Source organism: Gordonia sp. L191 (assembly GCF_030077625.1).
Classification (GTDB): Bacteria; Actinomycetota; Actinomycetes; order Mycobacteriales; family Mycobacteriaceae; genus Gordonia; species Gordonia polyisoprenivorans_A.
This window is the reverse complement of sequence record NZ_CP125996.1, coordinates 2,712,546-2,736,217: the sequence shown is the minus strand read 5'-3', so window position 1 is coordinate 2,736,217 and position 23,672 is coordinate 2,712,546. Positions and strand designations below refer to the sequence as shown.

Below are 23,672 nucleotides of genomic sequence, written 5' to 3'. Positions count from 1 at the left end.
GAGCGGATGACGGGATTCGAACCCGCGACCCTCACCTTGGCAAGGTGATGCGCTACCAGCTGCGCTACATCCGCATGCTCGTCGAGTGGACCAGGCCACTCGCGACGTGCTGCGCAACCATATTCGATCGTTCGCCGATACGCCAAATGCGCAGGCGAAAAGAGTCATGACGACGAAAAAAACCCGCCGGGGCTCCGGCGGGCTTCTCGTGGTGCGCGATACAAGGATTGAACTTGTGACCTCTTCCGTGTCAGGGAAGCGCTCTCCCACTGAGCTAATCGCGCGGGATATGAAATTGGTGGTGGAGGTGGCGACGGGAATCGAACCCGTGTGCACGGCTTTGCAGGCCGTTGCCTCACCACTCGGCCACACCACCAGAGGCGAGTCGACTCGCACCGAGCGGATGACGGGATTCGAACCCGCGACCCTCACCTTGGCAAGGTGATGCGCTACCAGCTGCGCTACATCCGCACGCTTCGCGAGCGATCTTGTGGACCTTGTGCTCGCGATGCGGGACAGAACATTATCCGAACGTTACGGAGATACCAAATCGCCTGGTCGGGGAGGTGAGCGTGCATGCCGGTGGGGTTGTCGGCCGGACGCGGGTGCGTGTGCGGGTTCGATGGATCGGGGACGGGACGCGCGGTGGAAGCGATTTTGGCAACCGGGTCACCGGCGTGTAATCTTCTGCCTCGTGCACCGGCGCCCCGAGCGCCGGAAACACGGTCCCGTGGCTCAGTGGAAGAGCGTCCCGTTCACACCGGGAAGGTCGCTGGTTCGATCCCAGCCGGGACCACAAGGTCAGGGCGTTATTGCTGGTCAACGTGCCCCAACTGTGCACCAGTCGCCTCGTTTCCATAGGGGTGGCCTATGTCTGACGACCACGAAGTCGAGCTTCACAAGCGGGGACCGACGCCATATAACGAACTCCCAGACGTGATGCAGCTTCACCGGGCGATCGGTGGGTACGTCACGGTGTTCTCAGAGCTGATCTCGACCATGCGGACCGCAATTCACGCTCTGCTTGCTCCAGTTGATGAGCGGATAGTCCTTGGGGACGCCCGTCTCGACATTTTGCTCGCGACGATGACGGCTAAGCCCATGGCCGACGCATTCTTCGGGCTGTCGATCCACGTCGCGTCTCTCGACGACGATGAGCAACGAATGCTGAAGGCACTTCGCCGGGACGTCGCAGATCAGGTCGCGTTCCGCAACGATCTACTGCACGCCGAATGGTCGGTCGGGTGGGTGGATGAAGACACGGGTGAGCCAGTGGCGGCATCCGCGCTCAGGATCAAGACCGTGGACAAGGTGCCACGCAGTACCGACCTCGGGATCACGGCAAGCGACATCTACCAGGCAATCAACAAACTCCAGCTGATTATCCGGGCAGTGCGCACCCTTGGGTGGTCGTGCCGTTGCATGCAACGCGGGTTGCCGGACCGGGTGCGAGATTGCCTGGAGCTAAACGACGTTGGCAATCAAGTGCGCGTTGACGTGGTGAAGCATCCCGAACACTGGGCGGACCTCGGCACCTAGAACAGACAACACCGCCGCCCCGTTCGATGGCCTCGAAGGAGGGCGGCGGTGTTCGTCCGGGACGGCGGGCGACGTGAGTGGACAACCCGAGATCGAACGCATTCCCGATCTTTCGGTGGGGAACATCCCCACGTCGACAGACTACGGCGTCGGGGTGCCGGGCAACGTGACTCTTGCGGGCCACGTGCCCGACCGGATCACCGACAGATGATGCCCGTTGCCGGTCTCGGGTATCTGGAGGGCAGCGCACACCTCGGCATGTCGGACTTCGCCCTGTCGGTGCAGCAACTTCGCCACCGACACGATGGCGGGCCAGGTGTTCTCGATGTGTTGTTCGATGCCACGGGGGGAGCGGCCCGCCGCTGGCCAGCAGAGCACCGGTCCCGGCTACCGAGCTCCCCGAGAGCTTCCCTGATTTCCGGGAGCGTCGGCACCCGACCAGCCCGCCACCGTGCACGAGCCCGGTGTCATCGACGTATGGGGCGAACTGTGCAGGGTTCGGCGTCGAGCTGACCAGGTCCGCCAACGTCGTGCGGACGGTGTCGATCTCGGCAGTGAGGTCGAACGTGCCGGTATAGATGACGGGCAGGTGTTCTGCGCCGCCGCGTGCGTTGCTCGGCCTTGTCGAGAATCGTCGTTGTCATGGTCGCCTTCTTGACTGTGTCGGTGGTTTCCTCTGTCGCCGAATGGATCTCATCGAGTATTGTTCCTCGCCGCCATTGTCGCTTTCGGTGCTGTGTGCGCGTGTCGCGGCATGTAACGGCGCGGTGGGCCGATCCCACACTCGGGTGCCGGTGTTCGGTCGTCAGAGAGCACCACGGCGTGCACGGGTGCGCGCTTGCGGCCGCTCCTGCGCCGGTCGCCCGCAATTCAGCGCGGACGGCGGTCGAGTCCTCCAGTCGGGCGAGCAGGGCGGTGGCCTGCTCAGCGAACTCGACGTCACTCACGCCACCCCCCACTCGACGGCAATTGGCGCAGCAAGGCCGTGGAGTTTGCCCGCCGTCGTGGATGGCCTACGCCGCCTTGATCGCGTCGGTGTCGCCGGGGCCGCCGCTTGCCAGCACGCCCCGTGGATCCCCCCGTTGAACGTGAACTACCGCGGCGAAGGGCGCCGGTGACTGGCGGCGGAAGGGGAACGCTGCGACGAAGTCGGCGACGGCCCGACTTCGCGGAGTGCCGGCGTCACTTGCCTGGTTCGGCGACCTCGATCGGCGGCGCGGTGTCGGCTTGGCAGAAATCGCCTGCTATCCGTGCATTCCGGTGGCACTCTTGGGCGAGACGGAGTCGAGGACCATATGAGGCGGTGGTGCGGTGATGATCGGTCCGGACGACAGTGACAACGGCACACCCCATCGGTCCGGCAGCCCAGCGGAATCACGCGACAGTCACACCGATTCCACATCGTCTGGCATGGCCGCGGCGGACCGCACGTTACTGAACGGCTTCTATATCCGGCGCACCCTTTGGTCATTGGTCGGTATCGCCGTCCTCGGACTGGGTTCGGCGACACTGCGTGTCGGCGGGGTGGGCGTCGACCCGTACACGGCGGCCAACATCGGGATCGCCAACACGATCGGGATGGATCTCGGCACCTATCAATTGATAAGCAACGCGGTGCTGTTCATCCCGATGCTGATGTGGGGCCGCAAATACATCGGGATCGGGTCGATTCTCAACATGGTGCTCGTCGGCTACTTCGTGCAGTGGTTCACCACGCTCCTCGATCCCTACTTCTCCGACAATCCGGCAGCGTGGCAGAAGATGGTGACATTTGCCATCGGAATCACTCTGTTCAGTTTTGGCGCGTCGCTGTACATGACGTCGGCGCTGGGCAATTCGCCCTACGATGCGGTGGCACCGATGATTGTCGATCACACCGGTACGCCGTATCGAGTGGTCCGCGTGATTCAAGACCTGCTCTTTGTGGTATTGGCGGTCATCTTTCACGGAACGATCGGAGCGGGCACTGTGGTCACCGCGTTCTTCACAGGCCCACTGATCGAGACCTTCACCGAGAAAGTGAACAAGCCATTGATGCGCAAGGATCTCGTGGCGGCGAGTGCGCGCCGATCACGGACCGTGATGGGGCGCTCTCACTTCTGATCAGGAATATCCGACAGCCTGCTCGATCGCCAATCCGCGCGTGACGGTGAACTCGTCAACGTCGGGGACTGCCTCGGGAAAGCGACGCGGAAATGTGCACTCGTGTGATGTGGCCGGATGCCGACGGATCGGTCGTCGTCGGCCGCACAATGGATTTTCATCAGAACCTTCATACCAACCTGTGGAAATTGCCCCGCGGCATCAGCCGTGATGACCGGTTAACCGGAGCGTTGAAGTGGACCGCCAAATACGGCAGCCTCACCGCAGGTGTGTTTGACATCCTCTCGACCGATGGAGTCAACGAGAAGGGACTGGCAGGGCACATTCTCTGGCTGGCGGAGTCCGAGTACGGATCACCCGACGAGTCGCGACCACAGCTGGCCATGTCGGTGTGGCTGCAGTTCTACCTGGACAACTTCGCCAGCGTCGGCGAGGCGGTGGCGTGGACCCAGGAGAACCGGCCCCGCGTGGCGCCCGTGGTGGATCCCACAGGCGGAAGCACCCCCGCCGTGCACCTTGCTCTCGACGATGCGTCCGGCGACTCGGCGATCTTCGAGTACATCGATGGCGCCCTGCATATCTACCACAGCCTCGATTACCTGGTAATGACCAATTCCCCCAGCTACGACCAGCAATTGGAGCTGGTGAAAAAGTTCCACGGCCTCGGTGGCGACGACCCCTTGCCCGGCACGTGTAGTGCCCAGGATCGCTTCGCGCGGGCGCTCTATTACGTCGGCGTCCAGCCGCAGCCGACGTCGCAGGTACTGGCGATCGGGGCGATGCTCAGCATCATTCGAAACGCGGCCCAGCCTTCCCGTATCCCGGACCCCGGCAAGCCGGACGCTTCGCAGACCCTGTGGCAAGTGGTGGTCGACTTGACGAACCTTCGCTACGTGTTCGAATCCACAACTCGACCCAACACCGTGTGGGTGGACCTGAAGGATCTCGACTTCAGTGACGGCTCCGGGGAAGCGAGACTGGATCTGCTCGGCAAGCTCGCTCTCGAGGGCGGGATCGCCGGAGAGGTGCACGAACACTTCACCCGCCGCAAGTTCCACATCGTTTCCGCCGAGCAGGCGAAGATCATCGCCGAGGAGGTGGCCAAGGCGAGGAAGGCGCGCGTAGGTGCACTCTCTGCCGAAAGCCAGGTTGCGACTATCCAGGCGCGGGTACAAGCCACGCTCGAGGAGTTCATTGGGGCCGAATAGCAGGCAGGAAAAGATCTAGCTATTCCCGCGGATGCCGGCTGTAACCGTATAGCGCTGCGCGATAACCACGTTCGTAGCTTTGGGTGATCTGAGGGATCTCGCCGGCGGCCAACGCCGCCGTCGCGTGATTGGCGGCCCAGGCACGCGGCAAGGACGCGAGGTAGTCCGATGCCTCGTCGTATCCGCGCTGGAATGCCGCCTCGTCGAGAGTCGGGTCGCTGATCGCCGACTCCGGCGGAATGGCGGTCGGGAAGGCGAGTACGCGGGAGTTGCTGGTGGTCATCGGGTGGTCCTCTTCTCGGCGAGAGTTCTGTACAGGGTGGCGCGGCTGACCCCGAGGGTCGTGGCGATGGTCGGAACGGGATCTCCGTTGTCCCGCATGCGTTGTGCGAGTTCGACCTGGTCGTCGGTCAGCGCACGGGGGCGTCCGAGCGGGGAGTTGCCGCTGTGTCGGGACGGCCGGGGTTGGGTTCGTTGGCGTGTTCGGGCGGCCTCGTCGTTCACCACGGCCAGTGAGGCGAGGACGCCGACGAGCGTCGCTCCGACGTCGTCGTCGGTACGCAATCGCTCGCGAATCGAGCGGACACCGATACTGCGGTCGTCGAGGGTGCGCACGGTCGAGAGCAACTCCGGGGTGCTGCGTCCGAGCCGGTCCATCCCGACGACCACGACGGTGTCACCGGGGCGGGCATAACCGAGCAGTGCGTCGAGCCCCGGCCGGTGCGCGGTGGGGGAGTCGTGGCGCGAATGGTCGGAGTACACGCGCTCTGGGTCGACGCCGTTGTCGATGAGCAGATCGATCTGCTCATCGAGCGCAGGGGAGTCCGAACTCTCCCGCGCGTAACCGAGGAGCATCCCGGGTTGCGCTCCTGGATCGGTGGTGGCCATGCCGACGAGAATATCTCAAAAGGTGGGCTACTGAGATGAGACACGCGGTGAGATTTGAGACGAACGAGCACGATGGCGATCGTCGGTTCGATAACGCGTTCCTGAGGAAAACTTCCGGCTATTGGGCCCTGACGACGTTCCAACAAGTTTTGAGACTTACGAGATTCGATACCCGGAGTTATGAGACGGGCGTGACGGAGATGGTCTGCCACATGGAGTGGGTGGCCCCGGCGGGAACCTCGACGACGTCGGGGCCGGCATTGGCCGTCTCGACACACACGAACCCGCGCCAGTGTGGACCGACGTCGGCCATGCCCGCGGCAACGTCGGCGCCGGGATTCCAGACGACGGCCGTGCGTGCCTCGCGTCCACGGATCTCGATGACCCGACCGAAGCCGGGGTCGACGATCCGATAGGTGCCGCCCGCACCCGGGTACAGGCGGTCGCTGCGCGCCGGCGAACCCGGCAACGCCCATTCGCCGTGCTGCGGATGGATCGCGCCGCCGTCGAACTTGTCGGCATAGGTCAGCCCGGCCAACCCCTCGACGCGGACATCGGCGACGTCGGAGACGCGAAAGTAGTTGTGCAGCGCCTCGGTGAGCCGCACAGGAGCAGTGCCCGGGTTGTGGGTGTGGATGCCCTGCTCCAGCGTTGCGCCGACCCGCACGGTCATCGACAGTCGCAGGTCGAGGTGATCGAGTCCTTCGGGTGCCAGCGATATCTCGACCTCGCCGGTCCCGGTCACCACGGAGCCGGTGATCGCCCATCGAGCGGTACGCGCGTAGCCGTGCGAAGGGACGTCGCCGGTCTGACCTTCGCGAGCGAAATAGGGCCAGCAGACCGGGATTCCGCCGCGGATGGGTGTGGGCAGATCGGCAAGCGCCGGCGATACCCACAACACGTCGTCGACCGATCCGGCGGGGCGGAACGACACGACCTGCCCGCCGAACACCGAAATCGCCGCCTGCGCGTGCGGCGTCTCGATGATGTGGGCGTCGAGCCCGTGAACGGTGCCCCTGCGGACCCCGTGGAATTGCTGCGTTGCGTCGTCACCCGATGTCGTCACCGGATCAGCGTCGCACGCCTGTCACCATGGCGCCCGCCGCTCGGTGCACGATCACGACCCGAGACTGCGCCGCACCTCGTCACGGCCCCGGTTCATCCGCCCGCGCCGCATGCGCCCGTGATGCGCGCGCATCCGCGGCGACCGCATGTCCCATCAACTGGCCACCACTGGTGAGAAGCGCACGCCGCCAAGGCAACACGCCCTCGATCTCGATTTGGATCGACATCGACAGGATCGTTCGGATCAGCACCACGATGCCGAGGATCAGGGCGTCGGTGATCGACGGTTTGGACGTGATGGTGCGGATCAGATCGGCGGCCACGAGGATCTCGAGGCCGAGCAGGATCGCCGAACCGAGGGTATTGCGCAGGGTGGCGAATGCGGTCGCACCACCCTCGTCGCGACGCAACGATCGGACGCTGAGCACCACCGCCACCACGAACCCGGCGATCATCGCCACCGCGCCGATCACCTCGAGGGTGACCGCGACTCCGGAGAAGACCCTCTCGATGTCCATTGCTGGAGCGTAGTGCCGCGTCCGGGCACTCACCAGCGCATCGGTATCGCGAATGCGGTTCTGCCGAGCCGACCCCGGACATGGGCGTAGCGTCGGCGAGTATGACCCGCGCTGATGTTCACGCCCCCGTCGTCTCGATCGCCGGCGGCGCACTCTCCGGCAGCACCACCGATGGGATCTCCGCATTCCTCGGAATCCCTTACGCCGCACCGCCGGTCGGGCCCGCAGCGTTTGCCGCACCCAAGCCTCCATGGTCGTGGGACGGGGTTCGGGACGCCACCGCCTACGGCCCGACCGCACCGCAGGCGCCGTACCCCGCACCGATCGCCGCACTGCTCGACAACGTCATCGTCGACGGCGACGACTACCTGAACCTCAACGTCTGGACCCCGGACCCGGGCGGCGCCGGACTGCCGGTGATGGTGTGGATCCATGGGGGCGCGTTCACCCGTGGCTCCAACCGGATCACGATGTACGCCGGTGACACCTTCGCCCGTGACGGCGTCGTCTGCGTCGGCATCAATTATCGGCTCGGCACACCGGGATTCGCCTCGGTCGCGGGCGCTCCGGAGAACCGCGGGCTGCTCGATCAGATCGCCGCGCTGCGGTGGGTGCGCGAGAACATCTCCGCATTCGGCGGCGACCCCGACGACATCACCGTCTTCGGCGAGTCCGCCGGCGCGATGAGCGTCGCCTCGCTGCTGTCCTCGCCGCGCGCGGACGGTTTGTTCGGACGGGCGATCATGGAAAGCGGCAACGGTAATGCGGCCGCCGACCCTGCCGACGCGCGCAAGGTCACCGACCGGCTCGCGGCGCTGCTGCGCGTGGACGCGACCGCCGACGCACTCGGTCAGGTCTCCGGCGACGAGCTGCTCAAGGCGCAGACCCAGGTCGCACTTGAACTCATGCTGGCCCCCGATCCGCAGGTGTGGGGCGAGTCGATCGTGAAGGTCGGCCTCGGCATCATGTCGCAGTTCCCGGTGATCGACGACGACGTGCTCACCGCCCGGCCGGTCGACGCCATCGCGGCCGGGGCCGGCGCCTCGGTGCCGTTGCTGGCCGGCTGGAACGCCGACGAGTTCCGGTTCTTCATGGTGGCCACCGGTGGGGCGTCGGCGGTCACGGAGGAGGGGGCGGCGGCGATGCTCGGCTCGACCGACGGTGGTGCCGAGTTCCTGCGGGACCGCCTCGACGCGGGCGTCAGCGCCGGCGACGCGCTGAGCGAGGCCCTGAGCCGGGCCGCGTTCTCCGGCCCGACCACCACTCTCGCCGAGGTGCGCGGCAGTGCTCAGGGAGACCGCGCCTCCACCCATCTCTACGAGTTCGGATACGAGAGCCCGCAAGGTGACATCCGCGCCGGGCACGCGGTCGAGATCCCGTTCGTCTTCGATCACCTCGACGAGGCGCACGCGCTCGTCGGCCCCGAACCCGACCAGAAGATCGCCGACGACATGCACGCCACCTGGGTGCGGTTCGCCACCTCAGGCGATCCCGGATGGTCGCCGTACGGTACGGGCGGCGAGATCCACCGTTTCGCCTGAATACGTAACCTGCTCACATCGTCGGCGTGTCCGGGCACGCCGTCCTCTGATCGACCGAGGATCGTCGTACGGTGTTACCCATGCCGAGCAGCGCGACCCTCGTCGGGCGGCAACCCCGCTCCGTCGGGTGGGGGCTGGTCGGGCTTGCCGCAATTGCGGCCATCGCGGTGTTCGTCTGGCAGATCACCGTCATCCCGATGCACAATCCCTTCTACGGCCTGCTGCACAACGGAGTGGATCTGCGCGTCTATCGCGCCGGTGGGCACACCGTGCTCACCTCGGCGCCGCTCTATCACCACTCGCTGATCTCCGATCTGGACTTCACCTATCCGCCGTTCGCCGCGGTGATCTTCGCGCCGCTGTCCCTCGTCGGTTTCGCAGGCGCAAAACTGTTGTGGTGGGCGGCAATCGGCGTCGTCCTGGTGATCACCGTGCTCCTCGGATTCCGCAGTCTGGGCTACCGAGCCGACGCGCGACTGTGGACGTTGTCGGTGCTGCTGGCCGTCGCCGTCACCGCGCTCGAGCCGGTGCGCACGACGATCTGGCTCGGCCAGATCAACGTGTTCCTGATGTTCCTGATCCTCGCCGACCTCGTCTTCTGTGACCTGAAGCGGCCGAATTCCCGTGTTCGGGGCTTCTGGGTGGGCATCGCCGCGGGGATCAAACTCACCCCCGGATTCTTCGTTCTCTATCTGCTCGCGCTCCGTCGCTGGCGCGCCGCGATCGGGGTGGTCGTGGGCTTCGCGGTGACCGTCGCGGTTGCCTTCGTCGTCATTCCGGGCGACTCCCGCGACTACTGGACCACCTACCTCGGGTCGGCCGACCGGGTGGGTCGCGTCGATTCACCGGCCAACCAGTCGATCAACGGTTTTCTCTCGCAGTTGCTCGCCTACTTCGGTGCGACCTCCTTCCGTCACCCGTATCCCGATGGCGGGACCGTGTTCGAGGCGCCCGCGTGGATGTGGGTGCCGGTCGCCGCGGTGGTCGTGGTGGTGGGCCTGTGCGCTGCGGTCCTCGCCTATCGCCGGGGCTGGCGGTTGTTGTCGGTCACCATCACCGGCATGACCGCGGCGGCGGCATCGCCGTTCTCGTGGGGCCACCACTGGGTGTGGTTCGTGCCGTTGCTGATCGTCGTGATCGACGTGGCCTACCGCGGCACGCTCGCCGACCGCCGGCGCCTGTGGTGGTGGGTACTGCCGGTCGCGTTGGTTCTCGCCACGTTCGCCTGGTCGTACAACTGGTGGACCAGCGGGCGCTACCAGAGTTCCGATCACGCCATCGCGATCGGCGTGTTCATGATGCCGCGCTGGCCGAACGTGCATTGGTACGACGGTGCGGCCGTCGTCTTCTATTCGGGTGCCTACGTCGCGGTGCTGCTCGTCACCATTGCGGTGACGCTTGTCGTGGGCCTCTCCCGACGCTCGGTATACGACGAACCCGACATCGGTCGGTATCCTGGCGGCACGCCGGACGACGACGACTCCGGCGATCACACGGATCGAACCGACAATCGGGATCGACCAGAGCATGACGGGAGCCGACAGTGCGGGCGTGGGAACGACTTCGCATCTGGGGACGGCAACGCCGCTACATCGTCCGGCGCGACCCCCGACTGAATCTGACCTACCGGATCGGCGTCGGCGTGGTTGGCGCGATCGTTCTCGCCGGCGGAATCATCGCCATCCCATACCCCGGGCCCGGTTGGCTCATCGTCTTCCTCGGTCTGGGCATCCTCGCGTCGGAGTTCGAGTGGGCGCATCGGTTGCTGCGCTTCGCCCGCGGCCGCTACGACGCCTGGCTGGAGTGGATGAAGCGCCGGCACTGGTCGGTGCAGGGGATGTTCGGGCTGGCCACGTGTGTGGTGGTGCTGGCCTCACTGTGGGTGCTGGGCGTGTTCGGAACGGTCGCGGGATGGTTCGACGTCCACGCCGACTGGGCCCAGAGCCCGATCCTGTGACCCGCGGCCCATCCTCCGGCACGCCCGCGTACCCGGCGCGGATACGATCGACCACGAAATCGATAATTCGGCGGCACCGGCGACCGGTGCCGCCACATGTGTGAGGAGCGTTCGCCGTGCCCGACGATCTCAAGGTGAGTTACCCAGCCACGATCCGTGTGCCTGCTGGGACCACCGCGGGCACCGCGCTGCGTGAGCACGATCTGCCCAACAAGGGGCCGCAGGCGATCGTCGTCGTCCGCGACGCGGCCGGCGACCTGCGCGATCTGTCGTGGACCCCGGAACTCGACACCGACGTCGAGCCCGTCGCCGCCGACACCGAAGCCGGTCGCAGCGTGATCCGGCATTCGACCGCCCACGTCCTCGCGCAGGCCGTGCAGGAACTGTTCCCCGACGCCAAACTCGGCATCGGTCCGCCCATCAAGGACGGCTTCTACTACGACTTCGACGTCGCCGAGCCGTTCACCCCCGAGGATCTCACCGCCCTCGAGAAGAAGATGAAGCAGATCATCAAGTCGGGCCAACGGTTTTCGCGTCGGGTCTACGCCTCCAAGGACGAGGCCCGGATGGAACTGGCGAACGAGCCGTTCAAGCTCGAACTCATCGACGACAAGGGCGCGGCCGCCGACAGTGAGGTGATGGAGGTCGGCGGCGCCGAACTCACCGCCTACGACAACCTCAATCCCCGAACCGGAGAACGCATCTGGTGCGATTTGTGCCGTGGTCCGCACGTGCCGACCACCAAGTACATCGCGGCGTTCAAGCTCACCCGCAGCTCGGCGGCCTACTGGCGCGGCGATCAGGACAACGCCGACCTGCAGCGCATCTACGGCACCGCCTGGGAGTCTGCAGAGGCGCAGGACGCGTACCTGGAGATGCTCGCCGAGGCCGAGAAACGCGATCACCGCAAGCTCGGCGCCGAACTGGACCTGTTCAGTTTTCCCGACGAACTCGGTTCCGGGCTGCCCGTCTTTCACCCCAAGGGTGGGATCATCCGCAAGGAGATGGAGGACCTCTCCCGGGCCCGTCACGTGGCGGCGGGGTACGAGTTCGTCAATACGCCACACCTGACCAAGGGGCACCTGTTCGAGGTCTCCAAGCACCTCGATTGGTACGCCGACGGCATGTTCCCGCCTATGCACCTCGATGCCGAGTACAACGAGGACGGTACTGTCCGAAAGCCGGGGCAGGACTATTACGTCAAGCCGATGAACTGCCCGATGCACAACTTGATCTTCCGGTCCCGGGGTCGCTCCTATCGGGAACTTCCGTTGCGGCTCTTCGAGTTCGGTTCGGTCTATCGGTACGAGAAATCGGGCGTGATTCACGGGCTCACGCGTGCTCGGGGCTTCACCCAGGACGATGCACACATCTATTGCACGCAAGAGCAAGTGGTCGAAGAGCTGACCACCACCCTGGAGTTCGTCCTGCAGTTGCTCACCGACTACGGCCTCGACGACTTCTATCTCGAGTTGTCGACCAAGGACCCCAAGAAGTTCGTCGGTTCGGATGAGCTGTGGGCACAGGCAACCGAGACCCTGCGCGAGGTCGGCGAGGCGTCGGGACTCGACTTGGTGCCGGATCCGGGCGGAGCGGCTTTTTATGGCCCGAAGATCTCGGTGCAGGCCAAGGATGCACTCGGCCGCACCTGGCAGATGTCGACCCTGCAGCTCGACTTCTTCGAGCCGGAGCTTTTCGAGCTCGAGTACACCGCGCCGGACGGCACCAAGAAGCGTCCGGTGATGATCCACCGTGCGTTGTTCGGCTCGATCGAACGATTCTTCGGCGTACTCACCGAGCACTACGCCGGTGCGTTCCCGGCGTGGTTGTCGCCGGTACAGGTGGTCGGCATCCCGGTCGCCGACACCTTCGCCGATCATCTGCAGGGCGTCGTCGACAACCTCAAGAAGCGCGGAATCCGCGCGGAGGTCGACTACTCTGACGACCGCATGCAGAAGAAGATCCGCACCCACACCACCGGAAAGGTGCCGTTCATGCTGCTCGCGGGCGAACGCGATGTCGCCGCAGGCGCGGTGAGCTTCCGCTTCCGTGACGGAACCCAGGTCAACGGGGTGCCCACGGCACAGGCGGTCGAGACGATCGCCCAATGGATCGCCGCCCGCCGCAACGATTCCCCGACCAGGGAGCTCGTCGTCGCCGGGCCGGGTGGGGACCACGATGGCTGACGAGCCGAGCGCCAACGAGCAGATCCGGGACTGCGGCACCGGCGATCCGGATCGGTTGCAGCGGTTGTGGAGTCCGCATCGGATGACCTACATCACCGCCGACCCGCCGGCGACCAAGTCCACCGGGCATCCGTTCCTCGACATCCCGACGATGACCGACGAGGACGGGTTGATCGTCGCGCGCGGTGAGCGCGTGTACGCGGTGCTCAACCTGTACCCGTACAACCCCGGGCACACGATGGTCGTGCCGTATCGGCAGGTCGCCGACCTGGAGGCGTTGACGCCGGGGGAGTCGGCCGAGCTGATGGCCTTCACCCAGCGGATGATCCGCACCATCAAGTCGGTCTCGAACCCCAACGCGTTCAACGTCGGTTTGAACCTCGGTTACGCCGCGGGGGGATCGTTGGCCGAACACCTGCACCAGCACATCGTTCCGCGCTGGGTGGGGGATGCGAACTTCATCACGGTGGTCGGCGGCGCGAAGGTCATGCCGCAGTTGCTGCGCGATACCCGTCACCTCCTCGCGGAGGCGTGGGAACGCTTCGGTGAGGGGCGGGGCGAGCTGTGAATCTCGATCGGGGAGAAGGAGCGCATCGGTGCTGAGCATCCGGGGCCGCGCGTCGGTGTCGAAGGTGACGCTGCCCATCGGGCGGGCGTTGCTGCGCACCGGACTCACCCCCGACATGATGACGCTCATCGGCACCGTGGCCTCGGTGGCCGCGGCGCTGACGCTGTTCCCGATGGGGCAGTTGTTCTGGGGCACGATGGTCATCTGGCTGTTCGTGATGTTCGACATGCTCGACGGTGCGATGGCGCGAGCCCGCGGTGGTGGCACCCGTTTCGGGTCGGTGCTCGACGCGACCTGCGACCGGATCGCCGACGGCGCGATCTTCGCCGGACTGGCCTGGTGGTGTGCCTGGACCCACCCGCACCAGCTGCTCTTCGTCGCCACCCTGATCTGTTTGGTGACCTCTCAGGTCATCTCGTATGCGAAGGCCCGCGCCGAAGCTGCCGGCCTCGACGGCGACGGCGGTCTCATCGAGCGGCCCGACCGGCTCATCATCGTGCTCGTCGGGGCCGGATTGACCGGACTGGGTCTGTGGTGGGCCATCCATGTCGCGATGTGGTTGCTCGCGGTCGGCTCGGTCATCACCGTCGGTCAGCGCATGTGGTCGATCGCGGCGTCACCCGGCGCGCGTGAACTGATCCCGATGGCCGCGGCAGCCGCCGATTCCGACGGGCCGGACGGGGCCGGAACCGAACCCGGCGCGGACGCCCGGTGAGCGGGTCGACGAGGGTGGGGTCAGCACTCGAGCGGCTGTCCGCGGGTGCCGCCGACCTCGGCTATCGGGCCGGGTGGGCCGGAGTCCGCCATGCTCCGGACGGACCGGCGCGCGCCGCCTTCGACCGGGCCGGTGCCTTCGCCGGGCGCCGCAATGGCGGACCGGAGCAGTTGCGCCGCAATCTCGCCCGGGTACTCGGCACCACCGGCGCCCAGGTCCCCGACGACCTCGTCGCCGATGCGATGCGCTCCTATGCGCGGTATTGGTACGAGGCCTTCCGTCTGCCCGCGCAGGACCTGGCGGCCACCGCCGAGACCGTCGTCGTCCCACCCCCTGATCAGGCACGACTCGATGCGGCTCTCGACCGCGGCAAGGGTGTGGTCCTGGCGCTGCCGCACTCGGGCAACTGGGACATGGCGGGCGTCTGGCTGGTGCAGAACCGCGGGAGTTTCGCCACCGTCGCCGAACGCCTCAAACCGGAATCGCTGTTCCGTCGGTTCGTCGACTACCGGGAGTCGTTGGGATTCGAGATCTTTCCGCTCTCCGGCGGCGAGCAGCCACCGTTCGGTCTGTTGGCCGAGCGCCTTCGCGCCGGCGGAATCGTGTGCCTGCTCGGCGAACGCGACATCGCGCGCCACGGCGTCCCGGTCACCTTCTTCGGCGAACGCACCCGCATGCCTGCGGGGTCGGCGCGGCTGGCCATCGAGACCGGAGCCGGCTTGTTGCCGGTGCACCACTGGTTCACCGACGCGCCCGGCTCGCAGATCACCGTCAGCAACGAGATCGATGTATCCGTCGGTGTCGAGGCCGCGACCCAGGCGCTCGCCGACACCTTCGCCGAGAACATCGCCGCACACCCCGCCGACTGGCACATGCTGCAGCCCCTGTGGGAAGCCGACTGGTCGGCGCGCCAGCGTGATCGGGTGCACGGGGCCGGGGAGAGCACATGAGGATCGGCATGGTGTGCCCGTACTCGTTCTCCGTCCCCGGCGGAGTGCAGGCGCACGTCGCCGAACTCGCCGCGGTGTTCATCGAACGCGGACACCATGTCAGCGTGATCGCCCCCGCCGACGGTGACACCGACCTACCCGACTACGTCGTCTCCGGCGGCCCGGCGCTCGCCATTCCCTACAACGGCTCGGTATCGCGGGTGAACTTCAGCCCCAACGGATATCGACGACTGCGTCGCTGGATCGCCGACAACCACTTCGACGTGTTGCACGTCCACGAACCCAATTCGCCGAGCCTGTCGATGATGGCACTGATGGTGGCCTCCGGGCCGATCGTCACGACATTCCACACATCTACGTCGAAATCGTTGTGGCTCAGCACTTTCCAAGGCATGCTGCGGCCCTATCACGAGCGCATCTCGGGCAAGATCGCGGTCAGTGAACTGGCACGACGATGGCAGATGGAGTCGCTGGGTTCCGACGCGGTGGAGATCCCCAATGGCATCAACGTCAGATCGTTCGCCGACGCCGAACCCCTCGATGGCTATCCGTGGCCGGGGCGTACGGTGCTGTTCCTCGGTCGCTACGACGAGCCCCGCAAGGGTATCGACATCCTCATGCGCGCACTGCCCACGGTGGTGGAGCGATTCGGCGACCTGCGGGTGCTCGTGGTCGGCGGTGGTAACCAGAAAGCGTTGCGGCGCCGCGCCGGAGATCTCGCCGACCACCTCGTGTTTCTCGGTCAGGTCGACGACGCCACCAAGGCCCGCGCGCTGGCCTCGGCCGAGGTGTACTGCGCGCCGAACCTCGGCGGCGAGAGCTTCGGCATCGTGCTCGTCGAGGCCATGGCCGCCGGCGCGGCGGTGATCGCCAGCAAACTCGACGCGTTCCGGCGCGTGCTCGACGACGGCCGGGCGGGCCGGCTGTTCACGGTCGGCGCCGCCGACGAACTGGCGTCGGGACTGATCGAACTACTCGCCGACGACGACGCCCGCGCCGACCAGGTGCGGGCCGCACGTGCCCGCGCGGCCCGCTACGACTGGTCGCGGGTCGCCGATCAGATCATGCGCGTGTACGAGACCGTCACCGTCGGTGCCGGCCCGGTCGTGGTGTCGGACTGACGTCGTGCCGCACGAACCGAGGGGGTGGAGGAGATGTCGGCGTTGACGATCGTGGTGGTCGTGATCATCGTGGCGATCCTGGTGATCATCGGTGCCTGGGCCTACAGTCGCGCGAATCGACTCGACCGGCTCAACGTCCGCGTCGACCTGGCGTGGCAGGCGCTGGAGGCGGCACTGGAGCGTCGAACCGTGGTGGTGCGGGTACTCACCGCGTGGATGGAGGACTCCGGTGATCCGGAGATCGCCACCGCCGCACGGCACCTCGCCGCCTGTGCCGACACCGCCGAGCACGCTCCGCGCGCCTCCCGCGAGGATGCCGAGAATGCCTTGTCCACGGCGCTGAGCAGGGTGGACCCGTCGGTCCGTCCACCCGGACTGATCGCCGAATTGGCCGACGCCGAGACCCGGGTGATGATGGCCCGCCGCTTCTACAACGACGCCGTCCGCGACACCCTCAGCCTCGCCGACCGCTTCCTGGTGCGGTTGTTGCGCCTGGGCGGACGCGCACAGCGACCCGAGTATTTCGAGATCGTCGAGCGGGTGACCCCCGGCACCGCCGACTGAGCGGAGTCGGCCAAACCGAGGTGTGTGGCGAGTGCGCCGGACACCTCACCTATCCTGGTGGGACGCGCTGCGCAGCCGAGGGCTGCGCCGTCGCCGAGACTCGAAGAACCGCGAATCAGGAGACCTCCAGTGAGCCAACCCCAGTCCGGGACCACCCCCGGGTCTGATGCGACGTCCGCGATCAACGGACACCACGGCACCCCCGAGTCCGGACAGGGCACCGCGCGGGTGAAGCGGGGCATGGCCGAGATGCTCAAGGGCGGCGTGATCATGGACGTGGTCACCCCCGATCAGGCCAAGATCGCCGAGGACGCCGGCGCGGTCGCGGTGATGGCGCTCGAGCGTGTGCCCGCCGACATCCGTGCCCAGGGTGGCGTCTCGCGGATGAGTGATCCGGACATGATCGACGGGATCATCGCCGCGGTATCGATCCCCGTGATGGCCAAGGCCCGTATCGGCCACTTCGTCGAGGCCCAGATCCTGCAGAGCCTCGGCGTCGACTACGTCGACGAGTCCGAGGTGCTGACCCCGGCCGACTACGCCAACCACATCGACAAGTGGGCGTTCACGGTGCCGTTCGTCTGCGGTGCCACCAATCTCGGTGAGGCGCTGCGCCGTATCACCGAGGGAGCGGCGATGATCCGGTCCAAGGGTGAGGCCGGCACCGGCGACGTCTCGAACGCGACGACGCACATGCGCAAGATCCGCGACGAGATCCGCAGGCTCACCTCGCTGCCGACCGACGAGCTGTATGTGGCCGCCAAGGAGCTGCAGGCGCCCTACGAGCTGGTTGCCGAGGTCGCGCGGGCGGGCAAGCTGCCCGTCACCTTGTTCACCGCCGGTGGCATCGCGACCCCGGCCGATGCGGCGATGATGATGCAACTCGGCGCCGAGGGCGTGTTCGTCGGATCGGGCATCTTCAAGTCCGGCAACCCGGCGCAGCGTGCGGCCGCGATCGTGCAGGCGACGACCTTCCACGACGACCCCGACGTGCTGGCGAAGGTCTCGCGCGGACTCGGTGAGGCGATGGTCGGGATCAACGTCGACGACATCCCGGCGCCGCACCGGCTCGCCGAACGAGGTTGGTGACCGTCCTGACCGCGAGTATCCGTCGACCGAACGGCTGTTTTCCGGTGTGGTCCGACGCTGTCCGGCGAGGTCTCGCCGGTAGGATCTGCTGACCATGGATTCGGTGAGCATCGTCCGCGACGAGGCGACCTCGGGCACCCACTTCGTGGAGGATCTGCGTCTGGAGTGGGCGGTGCGTTGCAGCGTCGGCCGGGTGCGTGAGACCAACGAGGACGCTGCTCTGGCCATGCCGGGAAAGTACCTGCTGGCCGACGGTATGGGCGGGCACGACAGCGGGGAACTCGCCAGTGAGGCGGCGCTGCTGACGCTGTCGGCTGCCACGAGTGCCGGCGAGCTGATCGAGACGCAGAAGGCCCTCATCGACCTCCTCGACGAGGCGCAGGCCCGGATCTCCGACATCGAGACCTCCTCGGAGCGCCGCGCGGGAACCACGACGACCGGAGCGGTGCTCGTCACCGTCGAGGGGGAGCCGCATTGGCTGATCCTCAACATCGGTGATTCGCGCACCTATCGCTTCCAGCACGGCACCCTGCAGCAACTGACCCGCGATCACTCGCAGGTCCAGGACTTCATCGACGCCGGGTTCCTCACTCCCGAGGACGCCCGCACCGATCCGCGTCGCAACGTGATCACCCGAGCGCTCGGCGCGGGCATGATCGAACCCGTCGCCGACTACTTCAGCACCGTCGCGTTACCGGGCGACATCCTGCTCATGTGCTCGGACGGCTTGACCGGGGAACTGCCCGACGACGAGATCGCCCGCATCCTCGGTGACGCCGACGGAGTGGTCGATGCCGCAGACCAACTCGTCGACGCCGCACTCGAACTCGGTGCCCACGACAACGTGACCGTCATCGTCGTCGAGGTCCACGAATCGGTTCCGACCATCCGGATGCCCGCCGTCAACGGTGATGCGGACGGCGCTGTGGTGGACGGTGCTGGGGTGGACGGCACCGCCATCGACGGAGCAACGGGCTCTGACGCAGGGACCGCCGGCGCAGGGGCCGATGAGGCAGGGGCCGAGGACGCCGAAGCAACAGCGGACGAGACGACCGTGGCCGACGGGACCGCAACCGACGGGGGCGACGCGGAGCCCACGCCGGAGAAGTGATCGGGGTCGGATGAATGATTCCTGAACCGGGACATCCGGGGTCGGAGCATTCGGGGAGCACTCCGGTGCCCCCGGGGATGACCTACGTCGAATACTGCGGTGAGCGCTATCCGTTGATGGGCGACCGACGATTCACCGTCGGGCGCGAGGCCGACCTCTCCGTCGACAACAACCCCTATCTGCATCGCCGATTCCTGGTGTTGCACAACGAAAACGGGCTGTGGTGGCTCACCAACCTGGGCACCCACCTCTCGGCGAGCGTGTCGGCCGGCGACGTCGGGTTCTCGGCGACCCTCGGCCCGGGTGCACGTATGCCGCTGGTGTTCGGTGAGACGACGATCGTGTTCACCGCCGGCCCGACCACCTACGAACTCAGCGTCTACGCCACGGCCCCACAGGTGCGCCCGCTCACCGAGCAGTCCTTCATCGGCGGTCGCACCACCCAGGGCGTCCCGATGCTCACCGAGAGCCAGAAATTGCTCATCGTCGTGCTCGCGGAAGAGATCCTGCGGCGCGAGGGCACCGGGGCCAGCGCGATCCCGTCGTCGGCGAAGGCGGCCGCCCGGCTGGGGTGGCCGCTGACGAAGTTCAACCGCAAACTCGACAACGTCTGCGACAAGCTCGATCAACTCGGGGTCAGCGGGATGCGCGCCGGAGGCGGCAAACTCGCCAGCAATCGTCGGGCCCGCCTGGTCGAGTACGCGGTCGCCTCACGCATCGTCACGCGTGAGGATCTCCCGCTGATCGACGCCGAGGCTGCGCGCAACGCCGCGAGCTGAGTGCGGGGCCCGTTCCCCCATTGCGGGGAACGGCGCATGGGTAGTCGTGTCGGCGACTCCCCATCGGCTCCGATTTACCCCTTCTGACCTGCACTTATTCCATGGGTAGTTCTACCCATGGGCAGGGGAGTTCTCCCCATCGACCTCCCGCCGGATCGCTCATAACGTCTTCTGCATCGGGGCAACGGAGCCCAACGCATGACGCGAATCCAGGAGGACACCATGACCGCAGTCGTTTCCCACATCCCCACCAGTCAGCTCGCCCAGGCCGCTCGTCGCCGCGCCGAGGCCGACCGTCGGCGTACCGAGGCGCTCGCGCGCCTCGCCGCCCGCCGGATGCCGTTGCCCGGTCAGCAGCCGACGCCGGCCGGCCCGCACATGCGCCTGGTTCCCGAGGCGCCGCAACCCGTCGAGGAGGCCGCCGCTCCCGAACTGCCCCGGCCGAGCCTGACCAACCGCGAGATCGAGGTGCTGCGCACCTGGCTGATGGTGGACTCGAAACCCGCTGTGGCGCAAGAGCTGTTCATCTCGCTCGGCACCGTCAACACCCACCTGACCCGCATCCGCGCCAAGTACGCCGAGATCGGCCGTACCGCGCCGACCAAGGCGGCACTCGTCGCGCGCGCAGTGCAGGATGGTCTGGTTCGTCTCGACGAGCTGTGAGAATTCCGGGCACCCGGTGCCCACGGCGTCCGCGCGGCGAGCCGTCTGCGCAGGCCCTTTCGAGTGTCGACGGAACCCATACGGGATACTGGTCGGGTGGCAGAGATCGAGGACGTCCTCAGGGTCGAGCGCATCGAGACCGACATCTATCGGGGCGGGGCCTTCGAGAGTCAGCTCCAACGCACCTTCGGTGGACAGGTTGCCGGCCAGGCGCTGGTGTCGGCGACACGGACCGTCTCCGACGAGTTCTCGGTGCATTCGCTGCACGGGTACTTCCTGCGGCCCGGCAACCCCGACATTCCCGCGGTCTTCCTCGTCGACCGCATCCGTGACGGCCGTTCCTTCGTGACCCGTCGCGTGACCGGAATCCAGAACGGCGAGGCCATCTTCACGATGTCGGCGTCGTTCCACGTCACCACCGACGAAGGCATCGAACATCAGGACCCCATTCCGCCCGCACCGGCCCCCGAGGACCTGCCCGACCGGCACGTCCTGGCCGGCGACGACGAAAAAGCGGTGTTCAAGGAGTGGGATAACTTCGACATCCGCATCGTTCCGGCCGACAAACTGGTCACCTCACCGTTCTTCGTCGCCCAGCAACGGGTGTGGTTCCGATACCGCAAACCGTTGCCGGATGATCAGACGATCCACGTGTGCACGTTGGCCTACATGAGCGACATGACCCTGCTCGGGTCCTCGAAGGTGCCCCATCCCGGCGTCGAACCCCAATCGGCGTCCCTCGACCACGCGATGTGGTTCATGCGAAACTTCCGCGCCGACGAGTGGCTGCTCTACGACCAGACCTCGCCGTCGGCGGGTGCCGGGCGCACTCTGACCCAGGGCCGCATCTTCGACCGGGCCGGACGGATGGTGGCCGCGGTGACCCAAGAGGGCTTGAGCCGGACCGGGCGCGTGATGCCCGCCGATCAGCACGCCCGGCAGAACCGGTGAGCGGCGCCCGACCTCGGATCGGGGTGCTCGCGCTCCAAGGCGACGTCCGCGAGCATCTCGCCGCGCTGACCGGTGCCGGCGCGCAGGCGTCCGCAGTCCGACGCCCGACCGAACTCGACCGGGTCGACGGGCTGGTGATCCCCGGTGGCGAGTCGACCACGATGAGCAAACTCCTGGGGATCTTCGAGTTGTACGAACCGCTGCGCGAGCGGCTCGCCGAGGGCATGCCCGCCTACGGCTCGTGCGCCGGGATGATCCTGCTCGCCTCCCACATCCTCGACACGCGCCCCGACGCCCGGCATCTCGATGCCCTCGATATCACGGTGCGCCGCAATGCTTTCGGCCGTCAGGTCGAGTCCTTCGAAACCGACCTGGACGTCGAGCACATCACCGAGGGCGGACCGTCGATGCGTGCGGTGTTCATCCGCGCGCCCTGGGTGGAGAAGGTCGGCGCCGACGTGGAGGTACTCGCCCGGGTGCCCGGCGGTCCGGCCGCCGAGAGGGTCGTCGCAGTGCGGCAGGGCAACGTGCTGGCCACCTCGTTCCACCCCGAGGTGACCGGTGATCGGCGGGTGCACGCGCACTTCGTCGACATGGTGCGCGGTTGAGGCGGGTGGTGCGTCGGTAGAATCGATCTCCGACGTGTTCGACGAGTAGTGACGTGTTCCACAGAAGTCATGCCCGGATCTCCCCGTCAGGGGCTCCTCCGGTGCACGGGAAGGATCGGAAGAGCGTATGAGCGGCCATTCCAAATGGGCGACCACCAAGCACAAGAAGGCCGTCATCGATGCCAAGCGCGGCAAGATGTTCGCCAAGCTGATCAAGAACATCGAGGTCGCCGCGCGCACCGGTGGTGGTGACCCCGCAGGCAACCCGACTCTCTATGACGCGATCCAGAAGGCCAAGAAGTCGTCGGTGCCCAACGACAACATCGAGCGGGCCCGCAAGCGGGGCGGCGGCGAAGAGGCCGGTGGCGCCGACTGGCAGACCATCACCTACGAGGGATACGGACCCAACGGTGTCGCCATCCTCATCGAGTGCCTCACCGACAACCGCAATCGCGCCGCCGGCGAGGTACGGACCGCGATGACCCGCAACGGCGGAAACATGGCCGACCCGGGGTCGGTGGCCTACCTGTTCACCCGCAGGGGTGTGGTGACGCTGGAGAAGAACGGTCAGAGCGAGGACGACATCCTGATGGCCGTGCTCGACGCCGGCGCCGAGGAGGTCAACGACCTCGGCGAGACGTTCGAGGTGGTCAGCGAACCGACCGATCTCGTCGCGGTGCGAACCGCATTGCAGGAGGCCGGCATCGACTATGAATCGGCCGAGGCGGACTTCCGTGCGTCGGTGGAGGTTCCCGTCGACGCCGAGGGCGCGCGCAAGGTGTTCAAACTGATCGACGCGCTCGAGGATTCCGACGACGTCCAGAACGTGTACAGCAATGTCGACGTCAGCGACGAGGTGCTCGCCGAACTCGACAGCTGAGGCCCCGCCTACGCAGCCGTCAATCGTTCAGCCTCAAACCCGCAGCGCCGGCCGGTCCGGATGGTCGTAGCGGATCTCGACGTCGGGGTCCGGTGCGGTGCGTTGATGGTCGAGTAGCGGATCGATCGTCCATCGTCGGTCGGCCGGCGTCCTGCGTTCCAGTGCCGCGCGACCCATCCGCAGCGCGATCCTCAGATCCAGGTCGAGGTCGTCGCGCAGCACCATCTCGCCGGCGATCAAGGTCACCTGGCCGGGGGCGGCCTCGCGTCGTTGATCGCGAAATGACCTGTCGGAGAGCTCATCCCAGAGCCGTGGTAGCCATCGTTGGCGGTCGCGGAGGCCGTCGAGCACCTCGCGGCGCAGCGCCGCGAAGTCGTACCACGAGGTGGTGAACGCCTCGGCGTCGTGCGGTCCCCATTCGAGCCGCAGCGAGGCCGGCCGGACGTAATCGGCGACCCGGACGACCTCGGCCGCGCGGCCGCGCGAGCGCAGCACCTCGGCGACCCGCAGCGCGACCTGGTCGGGTCGGGCCGCCACCGCGCCGTCGATTCCCACCACCGGCTGACCGGGCAGCGCCGCGCACTTCTCGGCGCACGTGACGACCAGGCCCTCGGGGTCGATCGGGCGGTAGGCGGGCACGGCCGTATTGTCCACGGTTCGGCCGGATC

General features: G+C 66.7%; 25 protein-coding genes and 5 tRNA genes. 21 read left to right on the top strand and 9 right to left on the bottom strand.

The window, feature by feature from the left end; translation table 11 throughout:
- Position 1 precedes the first annotated feature (1 nt).
- The 4 genes from QNM97_RS12205 to QNM97_RS12190 form a co-directional block, all read right to left on the bottom strand.
- A tRNA-Gly gene (locus QNM97_RS12205) sits at positions 2-74 on the bottom strand.
- Positions 75-209: 135 nt separating this feature from the next.
- Positions 210-284 (bottom strand) — tRNA-Val (locus tag QNM97_RS12200).
- An 18-nt stretch (positions 285-302) separates the two neighbouring features.
- Positions 303-376: transfer RNA gene (locus tag QNM97_RS12195), tRNA-Cys, on the bottom strand.
- 22 nt (positions 377-398) lie between these two features.
- Positions 399-471: transfer RNA gene (locus QNM97_RS12190), tRNA-Gly, on the bottom strand.
- Between the two features lie 253 nt (positions 472-724).
- Here QNM97_RS12190 and QNM97_RS12185 point away from each other — a divergent pair.
- From QNM97_RS12185 to QNM97_RS12165, 5 genes are all read left to right on the top strand, one after another.
- Positions 725-796 (top strand) — tRNA-Val (locus QNM97_RS12185).
- A 74-nt stretch (positions 797-870) separates the two neighbouring features.
- A complete protein-coding gene (locus tag QNM97_RS12180) occupies positions 871-1,539 on the top strand; it encodes a hypothetical protein (protein WP_283822933.1) in 669 nt (222 codons plus the stop codon).
- A 73-nt stretch (positions 1,540-1,612) separates the two neighbouring features.
- The gene (locus QNM97_RS12175; protein ID WP_283822932.1) at positions 1,613-1,750 is read left to right on the top strand and encodes a hypothetical protein; all 138 of its coding nucleotides are present in this window, start codon (positions 1,613-1,615) and stop codon (positions 1,748-1,750) included.
- A 1,199-nt stretch (positions 1,751-2,949) separates the two neighbouring features.
- Complete coding sequence (locus QNM97_RS12170; RefSeq protein ID WP_283822931.1) at positions 2,950-3,642, top strand: YczE/YyaS/YitT family protein; 693 nt, start codon at positions 2,950-2,952, stop codon at positions 3,640-3,642.
- A gap of 92 nt (positions 3,643-3,734) precedes the next feature.
- Complete coding sequence (locus QNM97_RS12165; protein WP_283822930.1) at positions 3,735-4,850, top strand: linear amide C-N hydrolase; 1,116 nt, start codon at positions 3,735-3,737, stop codon at positions 4,848-4,850.
- A gap of 19 nt (positions 4,851-4,869) precedes the next feature.
- Here QNM97_RS12165 and QNM97_RS12160 read toward each other — a convergent pair whose 3' ends face one another.
- The 4 genes from QNM97_RS12160 to QNM97_RS12145 all read right to left on the bottom strand — a co-directional run bounded on the left by QNM97_RS12160 (position 4,870) and on the right by QNM97_RS12145 (position 7,321).
- Positions 4,870-5,133, bottom strand: coding sequence for a hypothetical protein (locus QNM97_RS12160; protein WP_283822929.1), 264 nt, complete (start codon positions 5,131-5,133; stop codon positions 4,870-4,872).
- Positions 5,130-5,738, bottom strand: a complete 609-nt coding sequence (locus QNM97_RS12155; RefSeq protein ID WP_283822928.1) for a recombinase family protein — start codon at positions 5,736-5,738, stop codon at positions 5,130-5,132. The genes QNM97_RS12160 and QNM97_RS12155 overlap by 4 nt, the downstream gene beginning before the upstream one ends.
- 178 nt (positions 5,739-5,916) lie before the next feature.
- Positions 5,917-6,804, bottom strand: coding sequence for a D-hexose-6-phosphate mutarotase (locus QNM97_RS12150; RefSeq protein ID WP_283822927.1), 888 nt, complete (start codon positions 6,802-6,804; stop codon positions 5,917-5,919).
- A 79-nt stretch (positions 6,805-6,883) separates the two neighbouring features.
- Positions 6,884-7,321 (bottom strand): DUF1622 domain-containing protein, encoded by a 438-nt coding sequence (locus tag QNM97_RS12145; protein ID WP_283822926.1) that lies wholly within the window; start codon positions 7,319-7,321, stop codon positions 6,884-6,886.
- 101 nt (positions 7,322-7,422) lie between these two features.
- Here QNM97_RS12145 and QNM97_RS12140 point away from each other — a divergent pair, with 101 nt between their 5' ends.
- The 16 genes from QNM97_RS12140 to QNM97_RS12065 all read left to right on the top strand — a co-directional run bounded on the left by QNM97_RS12140 (position 7,423) and on the right by QNM97_RS12065 (position 23,004).
- Positions 7,423-8,862 (top strand): carboxylesterase/lipase family protein, encoded by a 1,440-nt coding sequence (locus tag QNM97_RS12140; protein WP_283822925.1) that lies wholly within the window; start codon positions 7,423-7,425, stop codon positions 8,860-8,862.
- A gap of 80 nt (positions 8,863-8,942) precedes the next feature.
- Entirely contained in the window at positions 8,943-10,478 is a 1,536-nt protein-coding gene (locus QNM97_RS12135; protein ID WP_283822924.1) for a glycosyltransferase 87 family protein, read from the top strand.
- Positions 10,406-10,819 carry a TIGR02611 family protein gene (locus QNM97_RS12130; RefSeq protein ID WP_283822923.1) on the top strand — a complete coding sequence of 138 codons (414 nt, stop codon included), beginning with the start codon at positions 10,406-10,408 and terminating at the stop codon, positions 10,817-10,819. Before QNM97_RS12135 ends, QNM97_RS12130 begins: the two co-directional genes overlap by 73 nt.
- A gap of 116 nt (positions 10,820-10,935) precedes the next feature.
- Positions 10,936-13,005 (top strand): threonine--tRNA ligase, encoded by a 2,070-nt coding sequence (gene thrS, locus QNM97_RS12125; RefSeq protein WP_283822922.1) that lies wholly within the window; start codon positions 10,936-10,938, stop codon positions 13,003-13,005.
- A complete protein-coding gene (locus QNM97_RS12120) occupies positions 12,998-13,573 on the top strand; it encodes an ATP adenylyltransferase (protein ID WP_283822921.1) in 576 nt (191 codons plus the stop codon). The genes thrS and QNM97_RS12120 overlap by 8 nt, the downstream gene beginning before the upstream one ends.
- A gap of 28 nt (positions 13,574-13,601) precedes the next feature.
- Positions 13,602-14,288 carry a phosphatidylinositol phosphate synthase gene (pgsA, locus tag QNM97_RS12115; protein ID WP_208791059.1) on the top strand — a complete coding sequence of 229 codons (687 nt, stop codon included), beginning with the start codon at positions 13,602-13,604 and terminating at the stop codon, positions 14,286-14,288.
- 14 nt (positions 14,289-14,302) lie between these two features.
- Entirely contained in the window at positions 14,303-15,238 is a 936-nt protein-coding gene (locus QNM97_RS12110) for a phosphatidylinositol mannoside acyltransferase (RefSeq protein WP_283822920.1), read from the top strand.
- Positions 15,235-16,359: a glycosyltransferase family 4 protein gene (locus QNM97_RS12105; protein WP_208791060.1), complete on the top strand. Its 1,125-nt coding sequence runs from the start codon at positions 15,235-15,237 to the stop codon at positions 16,357-16,359. Before QNM97_RS12110 ends, QNM97_RS12105 begins: the two co-directional genes overlap by 4 nt.
- A 24-nt stretch (positions 16,360-16,383) precedes the next feature.
- The gene (locus QNM97_RS12100) at positions 16,384-16,923 is read left to right on the top strand and encodes a LemA family protein (protein ID WP_283822919.1); all 540 of its coding nucleotides are present in this window, start codon (positions 16,384-16,386) and stop codon (positions 16,921-16,923) included.
- 129 nt (positions 16,924-17,052) lie between these two features.
- Positions 17,053-18,012, top strand: coding sequence for a pyridoxal 5'-phosphate synthase lyase subunit PdxS (pdxS, locus tag QNM97_RS12095; RefSeq protein WP_208791061.1), 960 nt, complete (start codon positions 17,053-17,055; stop codon positions 18,010-18,012).
- Positions 18,013-18,106: 94 nt separating this feature from the next.
- Positions 18,107-19,123, top strand: coding sequence for a PP2C family protein-serine/threonine phosphatase (locus tag QNM97_RS12090; protein WP_208791062.1), 1,017 nt, complete (start codon positions 18,107-18,109; stop codon positions 19,121-19,123).
- Between the two features lie 77 nt (positions 19,124-19,200).
- On the top strand, positions 19,201-19,902 hold the full coding sequence (locus tag QNM97_RS12085; RefSeq protein WP_283823178.1) for an FHA domain-containing protein: 702 nt from the start codon (positions 19,201-19,203) through the stop codon (positions 19,900-19,902).
- Between the two features lie 222 nt (positions 19,903-20,124).
- Positions 20,125-20,565, top strand: a complete 441-nt coding sequence (locus tag QNM97_RS12080) for a response regulator transcription factor (protein ID WP_283822918.1) — start codon at positions 20,125-20,127, stop codon at positions 20,563-20,565.
- A 96-nt stretch (positions 20,566-20,661) separates the two neighbouring features.
- Positions 20,662-21,516: an acyl-CoA thioesterase gene (locus QNM97_RS12075; RefSeq protein WP_079929589.1), complete on the top strand. Its 855-nt coding sequence runs from the start codon at positions 20,662-20,664 to the stop codon at positions 21,514-21,516.
- Positions 21,513-22,124, top strand: a complete 612-nt coding sequence (pdxT, locus tag QNM97_RS12070) for a pyridoxal 5'-phosphate synthase glutaminase subunit PdxT (protein WP_276113863.1) — start codon at positions 21,513-21,515, stop codon at positions 22,122-22,124. Before QNM97_RS12075 ends, pdxT begins: the two co-directional genes overlap by 4 nt.
- 127 nt (positions 22,125-22,251) lie before the next feature.
- Positions 22,252-23,004 carry a YebC/PmpR family DNA-binding transcriptional regulator gene (locus tag QNM97_RS12065; RefSeq protein WP_283822917.1) on the top strand — a complete coding sequence of 251 codons (753 nt, stop codon included), beginning with the start codon at positions 22,252-22,254 and terminating at the stop codon, positions 23,002-23,004.
- A gap of 33 nt (positions 23,005-23,037) precedes the next feature.
- On the opposite strand, the gene QNM97_RS12060 is transcribed toward QNM97_RS12065, so the two are convergent.
- Positions 23,038-23,658 carry a nucleoside/nucleotide kinase family protein gene (locus QNM97_RS12060; protein ID WP_283822916.1) on the bottom strand — a complete coding sequence of 207 codons (621 nt, stop codon included), beginning with the start codon at positions 23,656-23,658 and terminating at the stop codon, positions 23,038-23,040.
- Between the last annotated feature and the right edge of the window lie 14 nt (positions 23,659-23,672).